The sequence below is a fragment of the Mesorhizobium sp. 131-2-1 genome (genome assembly GCF_016756535.1).
Classification (GTDB): domain Bacteria; phylum Pseudomonadota; class Alphaproteobacteria; order Rhizobiales; family Rhizobiaceae; genus Mesorhizobium.
Genome location: NZ_AP023247.1, coordinates 3450729 through 3467323 on the forward strand (window position 1 = coordinate 3450729; position 16595 = coordinate 3467323).

18 protein-coding genes and 4 tRNA genes are annotated in these 16595 nt (G+C 63.7%); 17 read left to right on the plus strand and 5 right to left on the minus strand.

The window, feature by feature from the left end; genetic code table 11:
- Positions 1–53: 53 nt before the first annotated feature.
- Positions 54–129, minus strand: a tRNA-Thr gene (locus JG743_RS16590).
- A gap of 276 nt (positions 130–405) precedes the next feature.
- Between JG743_RS16590 and JG743_RS16595 the strand changes: the two genes are divergently transcribed.
- The 3 genes from JG743_RS16595 to JG743_RS16605 all read left to right on the plus strand — a co-directional run bounded on the left by JG743_RS16595 (position 406) and on the right by JG743_RS16605 (position 1619).
- Positions 406–576, plus strand: a complete 171-nt coding sequence (locus tag JG743_RS16595) for a hypothetical protein (RefSeq protein WP_202291652.1) — start codon at positions 406–408, stop codon at positions 574–576.
- A 181-nt stretch (positions 577–757) separates the two neighbouring features.
- Entirely contained in the window at positions 758–1075 is a 318-nt protein-coding gene (locus JG743_RS16600; protein WP_202291654.1) for a BA14K family protein, read from the plus strand.
- A 187-nt stretch (positions 1076–1262) separates the two neighbouring features.
- Positions 1263–1619 carry a hypothetical protein gene (locus JG743_RS16605; RefSeq protein WP_202291656.1) on the plus strand — a complete coding sequence of 119 codons (357 nt, stop codon included), beginning with the start codon at positions 1263–1265 and terminating at the stop codon, positions 1617–1619.
- Positions 1620–1639: 20 nt separating this feature from the next.
- On the opposite strand, the gene JG743_RS16610 is transcribed toward JG743_RS16605, so the two are convergent.
- Both JG743_RS16610 and bhcR read right to left on the minus strand, forming a co-directional pair.
- Complete coding sequence (locus JG743_RS16610) at positions 1640–2101, minus strand: YbaK/EbsC family protein (protein ID WP_202291658.1); 462 nt, start codon at positions 2099–2101, stop codon at positions 1640–1642.
- A gap of 74 nt (positions 2102–2175) precedes the next feature.
- Positions 2176–3057: an HTH-type transcriptional regulator BhcR gene (gene bhcR, locus JG743_RS16615; RefSeq protein WP_202291659.1), complete on the minus strand. Its 882-nt coding sequence runs from the start codon at positions 3055–3057 to the stop codon at positions 2176–2178.
- Between the two features lie 205 nt (positions 3058–3262).
- Between bhcR and gcl the strand changes: the two genes are divergently transcribed.
- The 3 genes from gcl (at position 3263) to JG743_RS16630 (ending at position 7010) form a co-directional block, all read left to right on the plus strand.
- A complete protein-coding gene (gcl, locus tag JG743_RS16620; RefSeq protein ID WP_202291660.1) occupies positions 3263–5044 on the plus strand; it encodes a glyoxylate carboligase in 1782 nt (593 codons plus the stop codon).
- A gap of 173 nt (positions 5045–5217) precedes the next feature.
- Positions 5218–6015, plus strand: a complete 798-nt coding sequence (otnI, locus tag JG743_RS16625) for a 2-oxo-tetronate isomerase (RefSeq protein ID WP_202291666.1) — start codon at positions 5218–5220, stop codon at positions 6013–6015.
- A 107-nt stretch (positions 6016–6122) separates the two neighbouring features.
- Positions 6123–7010 (plus strand): 2-hydroxy-3-oxopropionate reductase, encoded by an 888-nt coding sequence (locus JG743_RS16630; protein WP_202291681.1) that lies wholly within the window; start codon positions 6123–6125, stop codon positions 7008–7010.
- A gap of 65 nt (positions 7011–7075) precedes the next feature.
- Here the strand turns inward: JG743_RS16630 and JG743_RS16635 are convergent, their stop codons facing one another.
- Complete coding sequence (locus JG743_RS16635) at positions 7076–7927, minus strand: TrmH family RNA methyltransferase (protein ID WP_202291683.1); 852 nt, start codon at positions 7925–7927, stop codon at positions 7076–7078.
- Positions 7928–8140: 213 nt separating this feature from the next.
- Between JG743_RS16635 and JG743_RS16640 the strand changes: the two genes are divergently transcribed.
- Both JG743_RS16640 and JG743_RS16645 read left to right on the plus strand, forming a co-directional pair.
- A tRNA-Tyr gene (locus JG743_RS16640) sits at positions 8141–8225 on the plus strand.
- 88 nt (positions 8226–8313) lie between these two features.
- Positions 8314–8387: transfer RNA gene (locus tag JG743_RS16645), tRNA-Gly, on the plus strand.
- A 77-nt stretch (positions 8388–8464) separates the two neighbouring features.
- Here JG743_RS16645 and JG743_RS16650 read toward each other — a convergent pair.
- On the minus strand, positions 8465–9352 hold the full coding sequence (locus JG743_RS16650; protein WP_202291685.1) for a DMT family transporter: 888 nt from the start codon (positions 9350–9352) through the stop codon (positions 8465–8467).
- Positions 9353–9592: 240 nt separating this feature from the next.
- Here JG743_RS16650 and tuf point away from each other — a divergent pair, with 240 nt between their 5' ends.
- From tuf to rplA, 9 genes are all read left to right on the plus strand, one after another.
- Positions 9593–10768, plus strand: a complete 1176-nt coding sequence (gene tuf, locus JG743_RS16655) for an elongation factor Tu (protein ID WP_095805843.1) — start codon at positions 9593–9595, stop codon at positions 10766–10768.
- A gap of 162 nt (positions 10769–10930) precedes the next feature.
- Complete coding sequence (locus JG743_RS16660; protein ID WP_202291686.1) at positions 10931–12601, plus strand: COG3904 family protein; 1671 nt, start codon at positions 10931–10933, stop codon at positions 12599–12601.
- Between the two features lie 83 nt (positions 12602–12684).
- Entirely contained in the window at positions 12685–13170 is a 486-nt protein-coding gene (locus tag JG743_RS16665) for a group II truncated hemoglobin (protein WP_202291689.1), read from the plus strand.
- A gap of 2 nt (positions 13171–13172) precedes the next feature.
- Positions 13173–13727, plus strand: a complete 555-nt coding sequence (locus tag JG743_RS16670) for a putative glycolipid-binding domain-containing protein (RefSeq protein ID WP_202291692.1) — start codon at positions 13173–13175, stop codon at positions 13725–13727.
- A gap of 71 nt (positions 13728–13798) precedes the next feature.
- Positions 13799–13874 (plus strand) — tRNA-Trp (locus JG743_RS16675).
- A gap of 367 nt (positions 13875–14241) precedes the next feature.
- Positions 14242–14445 (plus strand): preprotein translocase subunit SecE, encoded by a 204-nt coding sequence (gene secE / locus JG743_RS16680; RefSeq protein WP_126054422.1) that lies wholly within the window; start codon positions 14242–14244, stop codon positions 14443–14445.
- Positions 14446–14472: 27 nt separating this feature from the next.
- Positions 14473–15000, plus strand: coding sequence for a transcription termination/antitermination protein NusG (gene nusG / locus JG743_RS16685; protein ID WP_006202141.1), 528 nt, complete (start codon positions 14473–14475; stop codon positions 14998–15000).
- Between the two features lie 194 nt (positions 15001–15194).
- Positions 15195–15623, plus strand: coding sequence for a 50S ribosomal protein L11 (gene rplK, locus JG743_RS16690; protein WP_095765524.1), 429 nt, complete (start codon positions 15195–15197; stop codon positions 15621–15623).
- Positions 15624–15627: 4 nt separating this feature from the next.
- Entirely contained in the window at positions 15628–16326 is a 699-nt protein-coding gene (gene rplA, locus JG743_RS16695) for a 50S ribosomal protein L1 (RefSeq protein WP_202291694.1), read from the plus strand.
- Positions 16327–16595 lie beyond the last annotated feature (269 nt).

Here is a 16595-nt window from a genome sequence, read left to right on the forward strand (position 1 = left end):
AATCCAACGAGCTCAAACCGTTACCTATGTCTTCGGGCTGTACAGAAGCCGAGTGGTGCCGCCTGAGGGACTTGAACCCCCGACCAATAGTTTACAAAACTACTGCTCTACCAGCTGAGCTAAGGCGGCACATTTACCCGTACGTATACCCCTAAACCAGGCTAGGAAAAAAAATCACGTCTTTCCAACACCTTAGCCGATTGATCCAGCGAATTACAAAACCGCTGCTCTACCAGCTGAGCTACAAGGGCACGGCGCTCCGGTAGCATATTTCGTGCGCCAGTAAAGACAAAACTCCGTTTGGCGTTGCTGATGGACCAGCGAGGGCGGCCCGCGCCATGCTGAAAATGGCTGGCCGGCTTCCTATATGCGGGGTGGTGCAATTACCTGGTTGAGGGTTGTCGCATGATCCGGTTCGTCATCATCTTTCCGCTTGTCGTGGTGGCCTGGCTTCTCGTGGTGAAACTCGTCAGCGATTTGAAGAAGGCCAGCATCGACTGGACCGGCGTCACCACCATCATCGGCTTCATCGCGCTCGCCTTCTGGCTGCGCCATATCACCGGCCTGGGCGGTTGATCGCGCAAAGCGTCCGCGGGTCGATGGCCGAGACTGCCGCCGGTCACCATCGGCTGTGAGGGCTCGGGCTATCTTCCGCCGCCCGAAAAAATTTCAAGAACCTTCGAACCTTTTTCGCGGGCGCGGCGACTGATGATCAAGAGGCGGATGGATCGCCTCTCCCACGAAACAGGAGATCATCATGTTCAAGCGCACCATTGTATCCGGCCTCATCGCCACCTCTGTCGCCGCCGCCACGCTGGCCGGCACCGTCCAGCCCTCGGCTGCCCACAGCCACCACCACAACCGCGAGATCGGCATCGGCATTGCCGCCGGCGTCGGCGGGTTCGTGCTCGGCAGCCTGCTCGCTCAGCAGCCGCAGCCGCAGCCTGTCTATGTCGACGAATATGGCGGCGGCTCCTCGCACGTTCGCCGCTGCCTCGCCCGCTACGCCAGCTACGACCCGTACTCCGACACCTTTGTCGGCTACGACGGCTATCGTCATTACTGCCAGCTCTGAGAGGAGGTGAACCGCCTCAGGCAACCGGAAGAGGGGGCTCCCTCCTTGGCCCCTTCTTCTCATGTCTCGCGGTAGGACCTGTTGCGTCGACAGACTCTCAAGCCGAAACCCCTCCGCAGCCGGCGGTGTACAGAGATTTTCCGAGCGTTTAATCTCTTCCCAACGGCCAAACCGAGGGGAGGGACGCTTGGACGAACAGGATCCGAAGCAAGACTTGATCGAGCCCGTCTTTCGCAACGGCACCGTCACCACCGTCGGCATCCTGCTGGCGTTTTCGCTCGGCTTCATCACCCATTGGGCGGCCAACCCGATCCCCTGGCAAACCTACCATTTGCTGGCAGTGCTGCCGATCCTCATCGGCATCGCGTTGCAGATGCGTGCGCTGTCCATGCTGCTCGATGTGAGCTCGCTGCAAAAGCCGATCTACGAGCGCGCCAACCGCATCTTCATCGCCGGGCTCATCTTCACCGCAAGCGGCGTCGGGCTGGCGATCCTGCTCGACTTCTTCGAGATAGCGGGCAAGAGCGCGCTGCCCGGCGCTTGAGGCTTGGCGCCTTTACAGCGCTAGCCCTGGCAGATGTCGCACCATTCGGCGCCGACCAGGCTTGCCATGCGGTCGACGCCGATCCTGACTGCGGCATTGGTGGCGCCGGCGGCCGGCACCACCTCGTCAAAGGCGCGCAGCGACACGTCGCAATAGACCGGCAATGGCGAGGCGAGGCCGAACGGGCAGACGCCGCCGACCGGGTGGCCGGTGATCTCGGCCACCTGTTCGGCATCGAGCATTCGCGGCTTGCCGCCGAAGGCATCGCGCGATTTGCGGTTGTCGATGCGCGCGTCGCCGCGGGCGACCACCAGCAGCACCCGCTCGCCGACGCGCATGCAGATGGTCTTGGCGATCTGTCCCGGCTCGACACCATGCGCTTCGGCGGCGAGCGCCACAGTCGCCGAACTCGTCGGCGTTTCGATCACCGCGATGTCCGGGGCATGCTCGGCGAAGAAGGTTTTTACGGACTGGAGGCTCATGCGTCTTCAGGCGGGAATGGATCGGAGGCGCAGACTTCTGCGCGTTGCCGGGCCAGAGTCAAGGCGGACCAGTGTCAGGGCAAGCGCGTGGCGCTGACCTCGAACAGCGATGCCTCGGCGGGGCCTTCTGAAAGGCCGCCGTTCGACAGGCCGCCGATCATCCTGGTTATTTCCGTTGCCGCTTCGCGCACCAGCGGGCCGATCTCGGCCAGACGCTCGGGTGTCACCCGAACAGTGGGCCCGGAGACGGAAACGCCGCCGATCGGCTCACCGAACTCGTTGAAGATGGCGGCGGCCACGCAGCGCATGCCGGGATGGCGCTCCTCGTCGTCGACCGACCAGCCGCGATGCTTGATCGCAACGAGGTCGCGGGCCAGTGCCGAGATGTCGGAGAGCGTCTTATCGGTGAAGCGCTCCAGCCCGGCGCGGCGCAGGATGGCGGCTACACGCTCGGGATCGAGATGCGCCAGCACCGCCTTGCCGATGCCAGAGGCGTGGAAGGAACTGCGCGTGCCCGGCCGGAAGAAGGCGCGGATCGCCTGGTGCGTCTCGACCTGGCTGACGAAGACGACGCAGTCGTCCTCCGCGACCCCGAGATTGGCGGTCTCGCCGGTCTTTTCCATCAGCTCCTGCATGACGATGCGGGCGCGGTCGACCAGCTTGCGGCGGCGCAGGAAGGCTGCGCCCATGCGGTAGGTCTCGACGCCGATCGACCACAGCTGGTCGGTCCCGTCGAACTCGACCATGCCGTGGTTCTCCAGCGTCGTCAGCATGCGGTAGGCGGTGGAGGCGGCGAGGCCGCTTTGCGCCGATATCTCGCTCAGCGACAGGCCGCTGCCTTCGGCGACGATGGCAAGGATGCGCAAGGCGCGGTCGAGCGACTGCACCGAGGCGGCTTCGGACGGACCGTTGAAGGAGCGCGGGCGGCCGCGCTGGCGCTTTTCGCTGGTTTCCATGGCGGCATCTTCGCCGATTTCGTCGAATTGGCAATGAAAAAGTTTTTCACTGCTTTGCGACGTCGGATCATTGGAAAACGGAAAGCGCAATAAAATCAGATGGTAATCGCCATTTTCTAGATATGAAAAAATATTCTGAAAAAATTGAAAAAAGCCGTAGGCGCTGGCATTCTCAGCCAACCAACAAATTCGTGGAGGCTTGCAAATGGCCAGGATGCGCGCTGTCGACGCTGCAGTTCTCGTTCTCGAAAAGGAAGGCATTTCGTGCGCCTTCGGCGTGCCGGGCGCGGCGATCAACCCGCTCTATTCCGCGCTGAAAGCGAGGGGCTCGATCCGCCACGTTCTCGCCCGCCACGTCGAGGGCGCCTCGCACATGGCCGAAGGCTACACGCGGGCCAAAGCCGGCAATATCGGGCTCTGCATCGGCACGTCCGGTCCGGCCGGCACCGACATGATCACCGGGCTCTATTCGGCTGCGGCCGATTCCATTCCGATCCTCTGCATCACCGGGCAGGCGCCGCGCGCGCGCCTCAACAAGGAGGATTTCCAGGCGGTCGACATCGCCGCGATCGCCTCGCCGGTCGCCAAATGGGCGGTCACCGTCATGGAGCCCTATCTGGTGCCGATGGCATTGCAGAAGGCGTTCCACCTGATGCGGTCGTCGCGGCCGGGTCCGGTCCTCATCGACCTGCCGGTCGACGTGCAACTGGCCGAGATCGAATTCGACATCGACGCCTACGAGCCGCTCGCCCCGTTCAAGCCGGCGATGACGCGCGCGCAGGCCGAGAAGGCGCTGGCGATGCTCAACCAGGCGGAGAAACCGCTGGTCGTCGCCGGCGGCGGCATCATCAATGCCGATGCTTCCGACCTGTTGATCGAGTTCGCCGAGGTCACCGGCGTGCCGGTCATCCCGACGCTGATGGGCTGGGGCGCGATCCCCGACGACCACCGGCTGATGGCCGGCATGTGCGGGCTGCAGACCTCGCATCGCTACGGCAATGCGACGATGCTGGAAGCCGACTTCGTCTTCGGCATCGGCAATCGCTGGGCCAACCGCCATACCGGCTCGGTCGACGTCTACACCAAGGGCAAGAAGTTCATCCATGTCGATATCGAGCCGACGCAGATCGGCCGTGTCTTCGCGCCGGATCTCGGCGTCGTCTCGGATGCGGGCGCGGCGCTGAAGATATTGCTCGACGTCGCCACCGAATGGCGCACGGCTGGCAAGCTGCGTGACTGGTCGGGCTGGGCCAAGGAATGCCAACAGCGCAAGAAGACGATGAAGCGCAAGACGCATTTCGAGCAGGTGCCGCTGAAGCCGCAGCGCGTCTATGAGGAGATGAACAAGGCGTTCGGCCGCGACACCACCTATGTCACCACGATCGGCCTGTCGCAGATTGCCGGCGCGCAGTTCCTGCACGTCTACAAGCCGCGCAACTGGATCAATTGCGGCCAGGCCGGCCCGCTCGGCTGGACGCTGCCGGCGGCACTGGGCGTGCGCGCCGCCGATCCGGACCGCGATATCGTCGCGCTCTCAGGCGACTACGACTTCCAGTTCATGATCGAGGAACTGGCGGTCGGCGCGCAGCACAAATTGCCCTACATCCATGTCGTCGTGAACAACGCCTATCTCGGCCTGATCCGCCAGGCGCAGCGCGGCTTCTCGATGGATTACGAGGTGAGCCTCGCCTTCGAGAACGTCAACCGGGCCAATGATCCCGAGGCCGGCTACGGCGTCGACCATGTCGCGGTCGCCGAGGCGATGGGCTGCAAGGCGGTCCGCGTGCGCAAGCCGGAAGAATTCGCCGGCGCCTTCAAGCAGGCCCAGCGGCTGATGAAGGAGCACCGGGTCCCGGTTGTGCTCGAATTCATCCTCGAGCGCGTCACCAACATTTCGATGGGCACCGAAATCGACAAGATCACCGAATTCGAGGAGCTTGCTGAAAGCCACGCGGATGCGCCGACGGCCATCGTGATGTTGGATTAGGCGTGCCGATATTCAGGTGAGGCCGGCCTGCAAACGGCGCCTTCCTGCGCTTCCGGTGCTCACGTACAGAAAGTACGCTCCGCTCCGGTTCTCGAAAGTCACCGTTTTTCGGCTCTGCCTGACCTGAATCTCAACCACGCCTAGGTCGGGCAGAAAAAAGAAGGAGAAAAAGAATGCCGCGTTTTTCAGCCAATCTGTCGATGCTCTTTGGCGAGCATGACTTCCTCGACCGTTTCGATGCCGCTGCCCGCGCCGGCTTCAAGGGCATCGAATATATCGGCCCCTATGACCACGCGCCTGAGGTCGTCGCCGCGCGGCTGAAGAAGAACGGCCTGACGCAGGTGCTGTTCAACCTGCCGGCCGGCGACTGGGCGAAAGGCGAGCGCGGTATTGCCGTGCTGCCCGATCGCGTGCCGGAATTCCGGCAAGGTGTGGCTAAGGCGATCACCTATGCGCATGCGCTGGGCTGCGAGCAGATCAACTGCCTGGCCGGCATCGCGCCGCAGGGTGCCGACCGCTCGGTTCTGGAGAACGTCTTTGCCGAGAACCTGGCCTTCGCGGCCGAAAAGCTGGAGCAGGCCGGCATCCGGCTGCTGATCGAGCCGATCAACACCCGCGACATTCCAGGCTTCTACCTGAATTACTCGGACCAGGCGCTGGCGCTGATCGACCGCATCGGCTCGAAGAACTTGTTCCTGCAATACGACATCTATCACATGCAGATCATGGAGGGGGATCTCGCCCGTACCATCGAGGCTAACCTCGGCCGCATCGCGCATATCCAGCTTGCGGATAATCCCGGCCGTCACGAGCCGGGGACGGGCGAGATCAATTATCCCTTCCTCTACGATCACATCGACCGGCTCGGCTATTCCGGCTGGATCGGCGCCGAATACAAGCCGAAGGCCGGCACGGAAGCGGGATTGGGATGGTTCAGGGAACTGGCCGGGCAGGGGAGCGCGGCGGCTTAAGCGGGGCGACGAAACAGCCGATCTCCCCCACGTGGGGGTGATGGCCCGCAGGGCCAGAGGGGGGCGCGAAGGAACGCTGCCTCAACAAATTCTGACGGAGAACAACAATGGACACCATCGGCTTCATCGGGCTGGGCATCATGGGCGCACCGATGGCGGGGCATCTGCTCGACGCCGGCTACTCAGTCGTCGCCAGCGACCATCGCTCGAAGCCGCCGGCCGATCTCGTCGCCAAGGGCCTGAAGACCGTCACCGGCCATGACGCCGTGGCGAAGGCCGCCGACATCATCATCCTGATGGTCCCCGACACGCCGCAGGTCGCCGACGTTCTGTTCGGCGAGAACGGCGTCGCGTCCGGCCTGTCAAAGGGCAAGCTGGTCATCGACATGAGCTCGATCTCGCCGATCGAAACCAAGGTTTTCGCGAAAAAGATCAACGACCTCGGCTGCGACTATCTCGACGCGCCGGTATCGGGCGGCGAGGTCGGCGCCAAGGCGGCGTCGCTCACCATCATGGTCGGCGGCGAGGAACAAGCCTTCGAGCGCGCCAAGCCGGTGTTCGAGAAGATGGGCAAAAACATCACGCTGGTCGGGCCGAACGGCGTCGGCCAGACCACGAAGGTCGCCAACCAGATCGTCGTGGCGCTGACCATCGAGGCGGTCGGCGAGGCGCTTGTCTTCGCATCGAAGGCAGGCGCCGATCCGGCCAAGGTCAGGCAGGCGCTGATGGGCGGGCTCGCCGCCTCGCGCATCCTCGAAGTGCATGGCGAGCGCATGATCAAGCGCACCTTCGCGCCGGGCTTCCGCATCGAGCTGCACCAGAAAGATCTCAACCTGGCGCTCGAGGGAGCGAAATCCCTCGGCGTGTCATTGCCCAACACCTCGACGACGCAGCAGCTGTTCAATTCCTGCGCCGCCAATGGCGGCGCGAAGGAGGATCACTCGGCGCTGGTCAGGGCGCTGGAGCGGATGGCGGGGCACAATTTAGGGGAATAGGGGAGTAAGGCAGTAGGGGACGGTGGCGGCTCCACTATTTCCTACTGCTTCATTGCCGTACTGCCTCACTGCCCTAGGAATTTCCTCGCCGCATAGAGGCTCACCGCCGCGGCATTCGACACGTTGAGCGAGCGGATGGCGCCGGGCATGTCGAGGCGGGCGAGCGCGGTCACCGTCTCGCGCGTCTTCTGGCGCAGGCCCTTGCCCTCGGCGCCCAGCACCAGCGCGATCTTGTCGCCGGCGAATGTCTTCTCCAACTCCGCCGGACCGTCCGAATCGAGGCCGATGGTCTGGAAGCCGGCTTCGTGCAACTGGCCGAGCGCGTCGGCGAGGTTCTTGACCTCGATCTGGTCGATATGTTCCAGCGCCCCTGACGCCGATTTCGCCAGCACGCCGGACTCCTGCGGGCTGTGGCGGGCCGTGGTGATCAGCGCGCCGGCGCCGAAGGCGACGGCTGAGCGCAGGATCGCGCCGACATTGTGCGGGTCGGTGACCTGGTCGAGGACCAGCACAAGCCTTGTGTCGCCGAGCGCATCGAGGCGCTTGGCCTTCAGCGGCTCCGCCTCGATCAGCACGCCCTGATGCACGGCATCCGATCCGGTGATCCTGTCGATGTCCTTCGGCTCGACCAGTTCGGCCTTGAAGGACAGGGCGCCAAGGTCGGCGATCGCCAGCCGCTCGGCGGCGTTGCGCGTCACCAGCATGTTTCTGATCTTGCGCCGGGGATTATCGAGCGCCGCCCGCACGGTGTGCAGGCCATAGAGCCGCACCAGGCCGTCGGCCGGGGATTCGCCCGGCGGCACCGGCTGGCGCGGCCGGAATGCGGGCGCGCCGCCGGCCTTCTGGTCGCGATGTGCGCGGCGCAGCTTGGCGTAATGGGTGTCTTTCGGAGTGCCGGGCTTGTTGTCTTTGCTCATGGCGGGCTTCTATAGCCGTGTCGTCGGGCCATTGATACTGGCAGAAAACCGGCTTGTCGGGGATGCTGTCAAATTCAGCGCATTTTGCCGGGAGGTTGCGGTTGACACCCACCAACCTTGCCGCCATAAGGCGCTTCGCTGATTTCGGAGAAGACTTCTACTCGGGCTCCGGATCGGCGTGAATGCCTCGTTGCATGGCTCCGGCGGCAGACTGGAGAGGTGCCCGAGTGGTTAAAGGGGACGGACTGTAAATCCGTTGGCTTAGCCTACGTTGGTTCGAATCCAACCCTCTCCACCACTGCCGGCCCGGAAGCCCTGAAACGCAAAGCATCGGACCGAAAAGTGCATGGCGCTTTTCGGGTGAATCCGATACTGCATTGAAAGGCGCGGGTATAGCTCAGTGGTAGAGCAGCAGCCTTCCAAGCTGAATATGCGGGTTCGATTCCCGCTACCCGCTCCAGATTTCCAGCCCGCATAAAAAGTCACGCGGAAGTGCCGCGCAGCAAATCCTCGAAGTCAAACGCTTGGCTGCTTGGCCTAGGCAACCACCATCAGCCGCCGCTTCCTTTCATCGAGCGAGACGATGGCAAGGCCGCTGGCCACCACCAGCAGGATGCCGCAGACGGCAAGCGCGTTCGGAAGCTGGCCGAACACCAGCAGGCCGGAGATGACCGCCCAGACGGTGAAGCAATAGTAGAACGGCGCCACCGCGCTCGTCGGCCCGACGCGATAGGCCATGAAGATGAAGAAATGGCCGAAGATCAGGAACAGGCCGGCGCCTGCGATCAGCATGAGGTGACGGGGTTCCGGCATCACCCAGGGCTCGGAAACGAGATGCGCGATGCCTGAGCCGGCCAGCACGACCACGACGGCGGAAATGGCGACGATCATGCCTGGAACGTCAGCGCCGACCTTGCGCCCGGCGAGGTCGCGGGCGGCCGACAGGACCGCATTGCCGAGCGCCAGCAAGGCATAGACCGAAATCCCTTGCATCGTCGGCTGCGCCACCATGACGGCGCCGATGAAGCCGACGCCAATCAGCGCCACGCGCGCTCCGCCGATCCGTTCGCCGAAAAGTATCGCGGAGCCGACCAGCATCAGCAGCGGGGTGATCTGCCCGAGCGCCGTCGAGTCGGCGATCTGCATGTTGGCGAGCGCCACGACGTAGCAGAGGATCGCCGCCAGCTCGAGCAGGTTGCGGCGCAGGACCTTTCTTTCGAAGATCAAAGGGATCTGCCTGGCGTAGCCGAGCAGGACAAGCAGCGGAAGCCCCCAGAGCGCGGCGGCGATGCCGCGCAGGAACAGAACCTCGTAGGGCGGCAGGCCGACGGTGGCGAGTTTCATCATGGTATCGTTGACCAGGTAGGACCCGGTCGAGACGACCATGAACAGCGGACCGCGGATGTTTGTCGGGATGAACTGCATCGAGCGAAGAGATCAGAGCGATGCCGCGGCGGCAATGGGCCAGCCGCCGAGCCGGCTTTCGCCCATTTCATTTTCCGCCGCACCTCCCTATATCCAGGCCACATCCCCCCTGAAATCGGATCATGGGTTCTGACCGAGCCGGCGCGCTCAGCCACAAGGCACTTGTGTTTTTCAGCCGTTGTCGCTAATCGCCCCGCATTCGATTGAACTGAAAGTCCAGGCCGTCCAAGGAAAGAGACTATGGCAAAAGGTAAATTCGAGCGCACCAAGCCGCATGTGAACATTGGCACGATCGGCCACGTCGATCATGGCAAGACGTCGCTGACGGCGGCGATCACGAAGTATTTTGGCGAATACAAGCGCTATGACCAGATCGACGCAGCGCCGGAAGAGAAGGCGCGCGGCATCACCATTTCGACGGCGCACGTCGAGTACGAGACGGCCAACCGTCACTATGCCCACGTCGACTGCCCCGGCCACGCCGACTATGTGAAGAACATGATCACCGGCGCCGCGCAGATGGACGGCGCGATCCTGGTGGTTTCGGCCGCCGACGGCCCGATGCCGCAGACCCGCGAGCACATCCTGCTCGCCCGCCAGGTCGGCGTGCCGTCGATCGTGGTGTTCCTGAACAAGGTCGACCAGGTCGACGACGCCGAGCTGCTCGAGCTGGTCGAGCTCGAGGTTCGCGAGCTCTTGACCAAGAACGAGTTCCCCGGCGACGACATTCCGATCGTCAAGGGTTCGGCGCTGGCCGCACTTGAGGATTCGAACAAGACCATCGGCGAGGACGCGATCCGCGAGCTGATGGCGCAGGTCGACGCCTACATCCCGACGCCGGTTCGTCCGCTGGACAAGCCGTTCCTGATGCCGATCGAAGACGTGTTCTCGATCTCGGGCCGCGGCACGGTCGTGACCGGCCGCGTCGAGCGCGGCGTGGTCAAGGTCGGCGAGGAACTCGAGATCGTCGGCATCCGTCCGACGACCAAGACGACCTGCACGGGCGTCGAGATGTTCCGCAAGCTGCTCGACCAGGGCCAGGCCGGCGACAACATCGGCGCGCTGCTGCGCGGCGTCGACCGTGAAGGCGTCGAGCGCGGCCAGGTCCTGGCCAAGCCGGGCTCGGTGAAGCCGCACAAGAAGTTCGTGGCCGAAGCCTACATCCTGACCAAGGACGAGGGCGGCCGCCACACGCCGTTCTTCACCAACTACCGTCCGCAGTTCTACTTCCGCACCACCGACGTGACCGGCATCGTGACGCTGCCGGCGGGCACCGAGATGGTGATGCCTGGCGACAACATCACGGTCGACGTCGAGCTGATCGTGCCGATCGCCATGGAAGAGAAGCTGCGCTTCGCCATCCGTGAAGGCGGCCGCACCGTCGGTGCCGGCATCGTCGTCACCATCAAAGAATAATCGATCCGGCATTCGCCGGTTCGAACAGGAAAGGGCGGTCTTCGGGCCGCCCTTTTTCGTTTTACGCCTGTGCGAGCTGCTATTGTTTACCGAGCGACCTCAAGCCTGTTGCAAGCTTCGGCGCCGCAACTAGTATAGGTTGCATCAAGGGGCTGGCTGGACGTGGTTGTAGGGCGTCGTTTATCGGGACAGGCATGGTGGTCACTGGGGCTGGTCTGCCTGGTGCTGCTGCTTGTCTTGGGCAATGCCAGCCTCGCCGCCGGCGCTAAAAAGTCCGAGTCCGATCGCGGTCCGCCGATGCGCTTCGTTGTCGTGCGCAGCAACTCCGTGGGGTGCGAACCAAACTGTCCCGAGTGGATTTCGGCGGAAGGCACGATCGAAGCCGGCACGCCGGCGCTGCTCAAGCGCATGCTCAAGCGGCTTGGCGGGCGAAAGCTGCCGATCGTGGTGGATTCGCCCGGCGGCAATGTCGACGCGGCGCTGACGCTCGGCCGGCTGATCCGCAAAAGCGGGCTGGACATCGCGGTCGGCAAGACCTGGTTCGACGGCTGCATGCCGGACGACAGGGATTGCGCCGGCAACAAGGGCAGGGGCGCCGACTATTTCGGCGAACCCTATGCCAGCGGCGCCATCTGCAATTCCGCCTGTCCGCTGATGTTTGCCGGCGGCGTGCGCCGCGTGGTCGGCGAATGGGCGTATCTCGGCGTGCACCAGATCACCACGACCTACACAAAGACGAAACTGCTCTACCGGACCACATACAAGGTGGTGAACGGCAAGAAGAAGGTCATCAGCACGAAGGTCGTCAGCCGCAAGAATGCCGGCAGCTACAAAACCTACGAGATGAGCAAGGCGGTGGAAAAGAGGCTGGTCGCCTATTTCCGCGAGATGGGCGTCGGCGAGGGCGTGCTCACGACGATGAAGAACACGCCGGCCAGCGATATCCATCAGCTGGTCCTCGAAAACATGCTGCGGATGAACCTCGTCACCAGCATGGATTCGGTCGACCTCCTCGCCGCCGCCGCCATCTGCAAGGCGAGGCCGGCCCCGGCAAATTGCCGTGAGATACCAGGAAACAAGGATGCGGCGCCGGCCGCCACCGTGGCCGCCGCGGCCGAGCCGGCACCTGCCACGACGGCCAGGCCGGAGATCGTCAAGCGCGACGAGGACATGCGCTTCGTCGTGGTTCGCGGCAGCAATCCGCTCTGCAATCCAGATTGCCCGGAGTGGATCTCGGCCGAAGGCACGATCACCGCTTACACGCCGGAGCGGCTGCGTGACATGCTCGATGGCATCGGCGGGCGCAGGCTGCCCCTGGTGATAAGCTCGCCGGGCGGCGACGTTCAGGGAGCGCTCGCGACCGGCCGGCTGATCCGCGAGCACAAGCTCGACGTCGCCATTGCGCGGACCGATTTCGTCGGCTGCGATTTGACGGCGCTTGATTGCGCGGCCGATAGCGAGGCTCGCGCCGGGCTCACCGTCGATGCCGAAGGCGTGTGCGATTCAGCCTGTGCGATCCTGCTTGCCGGCGGTGTCCGCCGGCTTGTCGGTCCGCGGGCACGGCTCAGCGTGCATTCGCTGGGGATGGAGAAAGAGGTCAAGGCCTATCTGGACGACATGGCCATCGGCCGAGGGCTGTTCAACGCCATTCAGCTGTTTGCAACCGAGCGTCGGCTCGAACCGGCGACCATGCTGAGGTTCGGCGTGACGACGGGGCCGCAATCGGTCGACGCGCTGACCGGCGCCACCATCTGCGCCGCGACGCCGAAGCCCGAGAACTGCCGCGTGGCGCCGTCGCCCAATGCCCAGGCAGACGCGCCAGCCAAATTGTAGCCATCAACTGGCCATCGAGGCAGGTTGAGCCGCCTTCGATCTTTCCGCTATCGTGCGTGGCAATCGACAGGCGAGGATCGATGATGAACGAGGATACCCCGACACTGTTCGAGTGGGCCGGCGGCGCCGAGGCGCTGAACCGCTTGACGCGGACCTTCTACGACAAGGTGGCGCGCGATCCGATCGTCGGCCCGGTGTTCAGGCATATGTCGCCGGATCATCCCGCCCATGTCGCGGCCTTCATCGGCGAAGTCTTCGGCGGGCCGAAGACCTACAGCGAGAAGTACGGCGGCCATCGCGAGATGGTGATGCATCATCTGGGCAAGCATCTGAGCGAGGAGCAGCGGCGGCGCTGGATCAATCTTCTTGCCGATGCCGCCGACGAGGTCGGCCTGCCCGACGATCCCGAATTCCGCTCCGCCTTCATGGGCTATGTCGAATGGGGATCGCGGCTGGCCAAGATGAATTCCAATCTCGGCGAGACCTGCGACCCCGAGATAGAACCGATGCCGGCCTGGGGCTGGGGCGTGCCGGGCGGACCGTACAAGCCGCCAGCCGGGAAATCGTAACCGTGACGGACCGGGCTCGGAGCCCGATCGTTCGATGGCGGCAGTGGCAAGGGCCTGGCATCGAACATCTGGTGCTGCGGCAGGATTCCGGCGGCATATCGGCCGAGTCCGTGGCTGTCTCGGCCGACCACGCGCCGTTCGCCGTTCATTACCGGATTGCGTGCCGACCAGACTGGCGCACCAGGGAGGTCGAGGTCGGCCTCGTCGGCGGCGGGCGTTTCCTGCTCGAGACGGACGGCGTGGGCAACTGGTCGAAGGACGGTGTTCCGGTCCCGGACCTGACCGGCGCGCTGGATCCCGATCTCACCGTCACGCCCTTCACCAATACGCTGCCGATCCGGCGGCTGCGGCTGAAGCCTGGCGAAAGCGCCGAGATTGTTGCGGCCTTCATCGAATTGCCGGAATTGACCATCGTCAAAAGCCCGCAGCGCTACACATGCCTCGATGAGGGCAGGCGCTATCTGTACGAGCCGCTTGCCAGCGGCTTCAGGCGTGAAATCGACATCGATGGGGAGGGGCTGGTGATCACCTATCCGGATTTCTGGCAAAGGATATGAAAGCGGCTAAGACCGCTCTTTACAGAGCGCTCGGAAGCTTTTAGGAAGCGCCTGCGCCGAAACGCGCGTGTACGGGCATAGCTCAGTTGGTAGAGCGGCGGTCTCCAAAACCGCAGGTCGTAGGTTCGAGCCCTGCTGCCCGTGCCATTTTCCCGAAATGGCCGGTTTCCATGTCTTCGAAGGCCGCCAGGTCCTTGAAAACCCGTGGGTGGCTTGCCATTTGTCGGGAACTGGGGCATAAGGCGCTCATAGCCGGGACGGAACGACTGGATGGTTCCGATGCGGCGTTTGGCCATAAAGCGGACACTTGCCACTTGCGTGGATCAAGAATCGGTTTTATGTAGACGGAACAGACACGCGACGCGTGGAGCTGGGAAGCCGGCTTTACGCGTCCGATTTGCATGGGCGAAATGGATGCGCTGATTCGGCGCCGACATGAAGTCCGAGCGGCATGTCCCGGCCTGCGGGATCATCCAGGAGACCCGGCCAACGGGTCTTGAAGACAGAGCGGCATATGGCTTCGAAAACCACAAACCCTTTCACCTTTCTCCAGCAGGTTCGCGCGGAGACCGCCAAGGTGACCTGGCCGTCGCGACGCGAAACGATGATATCGACGGTGATGGTCCTGGTGTTCGCGGTCATCGCGATGATCTTTTTCTTCACCGCCGACATAGCCATGGGCTACGCGATCGAGTGGATTCTGGGGCTGGGACGCTAAGTCCGGCGATTACGGAGAAGTCGTGAAATGACTGCGCGGTGGTACATCGTCCACGCCTATTCGAACTTTGAGAAGAAGGTCGCCGAGGACATCGAGAACAAGGCCAAGCAGAAGGGCCTGTCCGCTGACATCGAGCAGATCGTCGTGCCGACCGAGAAGGTCGTGGAGATACGCCGCGGCCGCAAGGTCGATGCCGAGCGCAAGTTCTTCCCGGGCTATGTGCTGCTCAAGGCCAACCTGACCGACGCAGTGTTCTCGCTGGTCAAGAACACGCCGAAGGTGACCGGCTTCCTGGGCGACTCCAAGCCCGTGCCGATCACCGAGACCGAGGCGCAGCGCATCCTGAACCAGGTGCAGGAAGGCGTTGAGCGGCCGAAGCCGTCGGTCACTTTCGAGATCGGCGAGGCGATCCGCGTCTCGGACGGTCCGTTCGCCTCGTTCAACGGTTTCGTCCAGGAAGTGGACGAGGAGCGGGCGCGGCTCAAGGTGGAAGTTTCGATCTTCGGGCGCGCCGTGCCGGTCGATCTGGAATTCGGACAGGTCGAAAAGGGCTGATCCGAATACCCGCGCCGAAAGGCGTCGGGATGCCCTGCGCCGCCACGGCTCAGGGAGGGCGGCGCGAAGATCGCGCGGCCATGAACGGGTGGGAGGCGAACGCGGCTAAGCCGGCCGCGGGAACCGCACCACCAGACTGCAACCGCCGGTGCTTCCCAGACTGTGGGCCGGCATGAGAAAAGGCAGGAATAGAGATGGCTAAGAAAGTTGCAGGCCAGCTCAAGCTCCAGGTTGCCGCGGGCTCGGCTACGCCGTCGCCCCCGATCGGCCCGGCGCTTGGTCAGCGCGGCATCAACATCATGGAGTTCTGCAAGGCGTTCAACGCGCAGACCCAGGAGCTGGAGAAGGGCTCGCCCATCCCGGTCGTCATCACCTACTACCAGGACAAGTCGTTCACCTTCGTCATGAAGACGCCGCCGGTGAGCTACTTCCTGAAGAAGGCCGCCAACCTGAAGTCGGGCTCGAAGGAGCCGGGCAAGGTCAAGGCCGGCACGATCAGCCGCGACAAGGTGCGCGCGATCGCCGAGCAGAAGATGAAGGACCTGAACGCAAACGACGTCGAAGCGGCCATGCGCATGGTCGAGGGCTCCGCCCGCTCGATGGGCCTGGAAGTGGTGGGCTGAGATCATGGCAAAGATTGCAAAGCGTATCGCCAAGACCCGCGAAGGCATCGATCCGAACAAGTCCTACGCGCTCTCTGAGGCGCTGAAGCTGCTCAAGGAGCGGTCCACGGTGAAGTTCGACGAGACCATCGAAGTCGCGATGAATCTCGGCGTCGACCCGCGCCATGCCGACCAGATGGTCCGCGGCGTGGTCAACCTGCCGAACGGCACCGGCCGCTCGGTGCGCGTGGCCGTGTTCGCGCGCGGCGACAAGGCCGAGGAAGCCAAGGCCGCCGGCGCCGACATCGTTGGCGCCGAGGATCTGGTCGACATCGTCCAGAAGGGCACGATCGATTTCGATCGCTGCATCGCCACCCCGGACATGATGCCGCTGGTCGGCCGTCTCGGTAAGGTGCTCGGCCCGCGCGGCATGATGCCGAACCCGAAGGTCGGCACCGTGACCACCGATGTCGCCGCCGCCGTCAAGGCTTCGAAGGGCGGCGCCGTCGAGTTCCGCGTCGAGAAGGCCGGTATCGTCCAGGCCGGCGTCGGCAAGGTCTCGTTCGACGTCAAGGCGCTGGAAGAGAATGTGCGCGCCTTCGCCGATGCGGTGAACAAGGCCAAGCCGTCCGGCGCCAAGGGCAACTACGTCAAGAAGGTGTCGGTCACCTCGACGATGGGCCCCGGCCTCAAGCTCGACATCGCGACGCTCGCCGCGTCCTGATACGAACTGTTCCGATCGGCCGCTAACAGGCCGATCCGCAAAGAATTCCGGGCCTCCGATCTGTCGGCGGCCCGGTACCCCGGAGGCCGAAAGGCTTCCGGACATCCTGTCCGAGATTGCAGGCGGCCCAACAGCCTTAATTCATGTGGGCCTGCATGAGACGGGTGACGACCGGACAAAGGAGCGAGAAGCTCCAATGAAAGGTTCGAACCGTGTTTGCCTTTTGTCTGCGCACCATTCGGCTTGCCGGTTGGTGTGGCGAAAGGGGG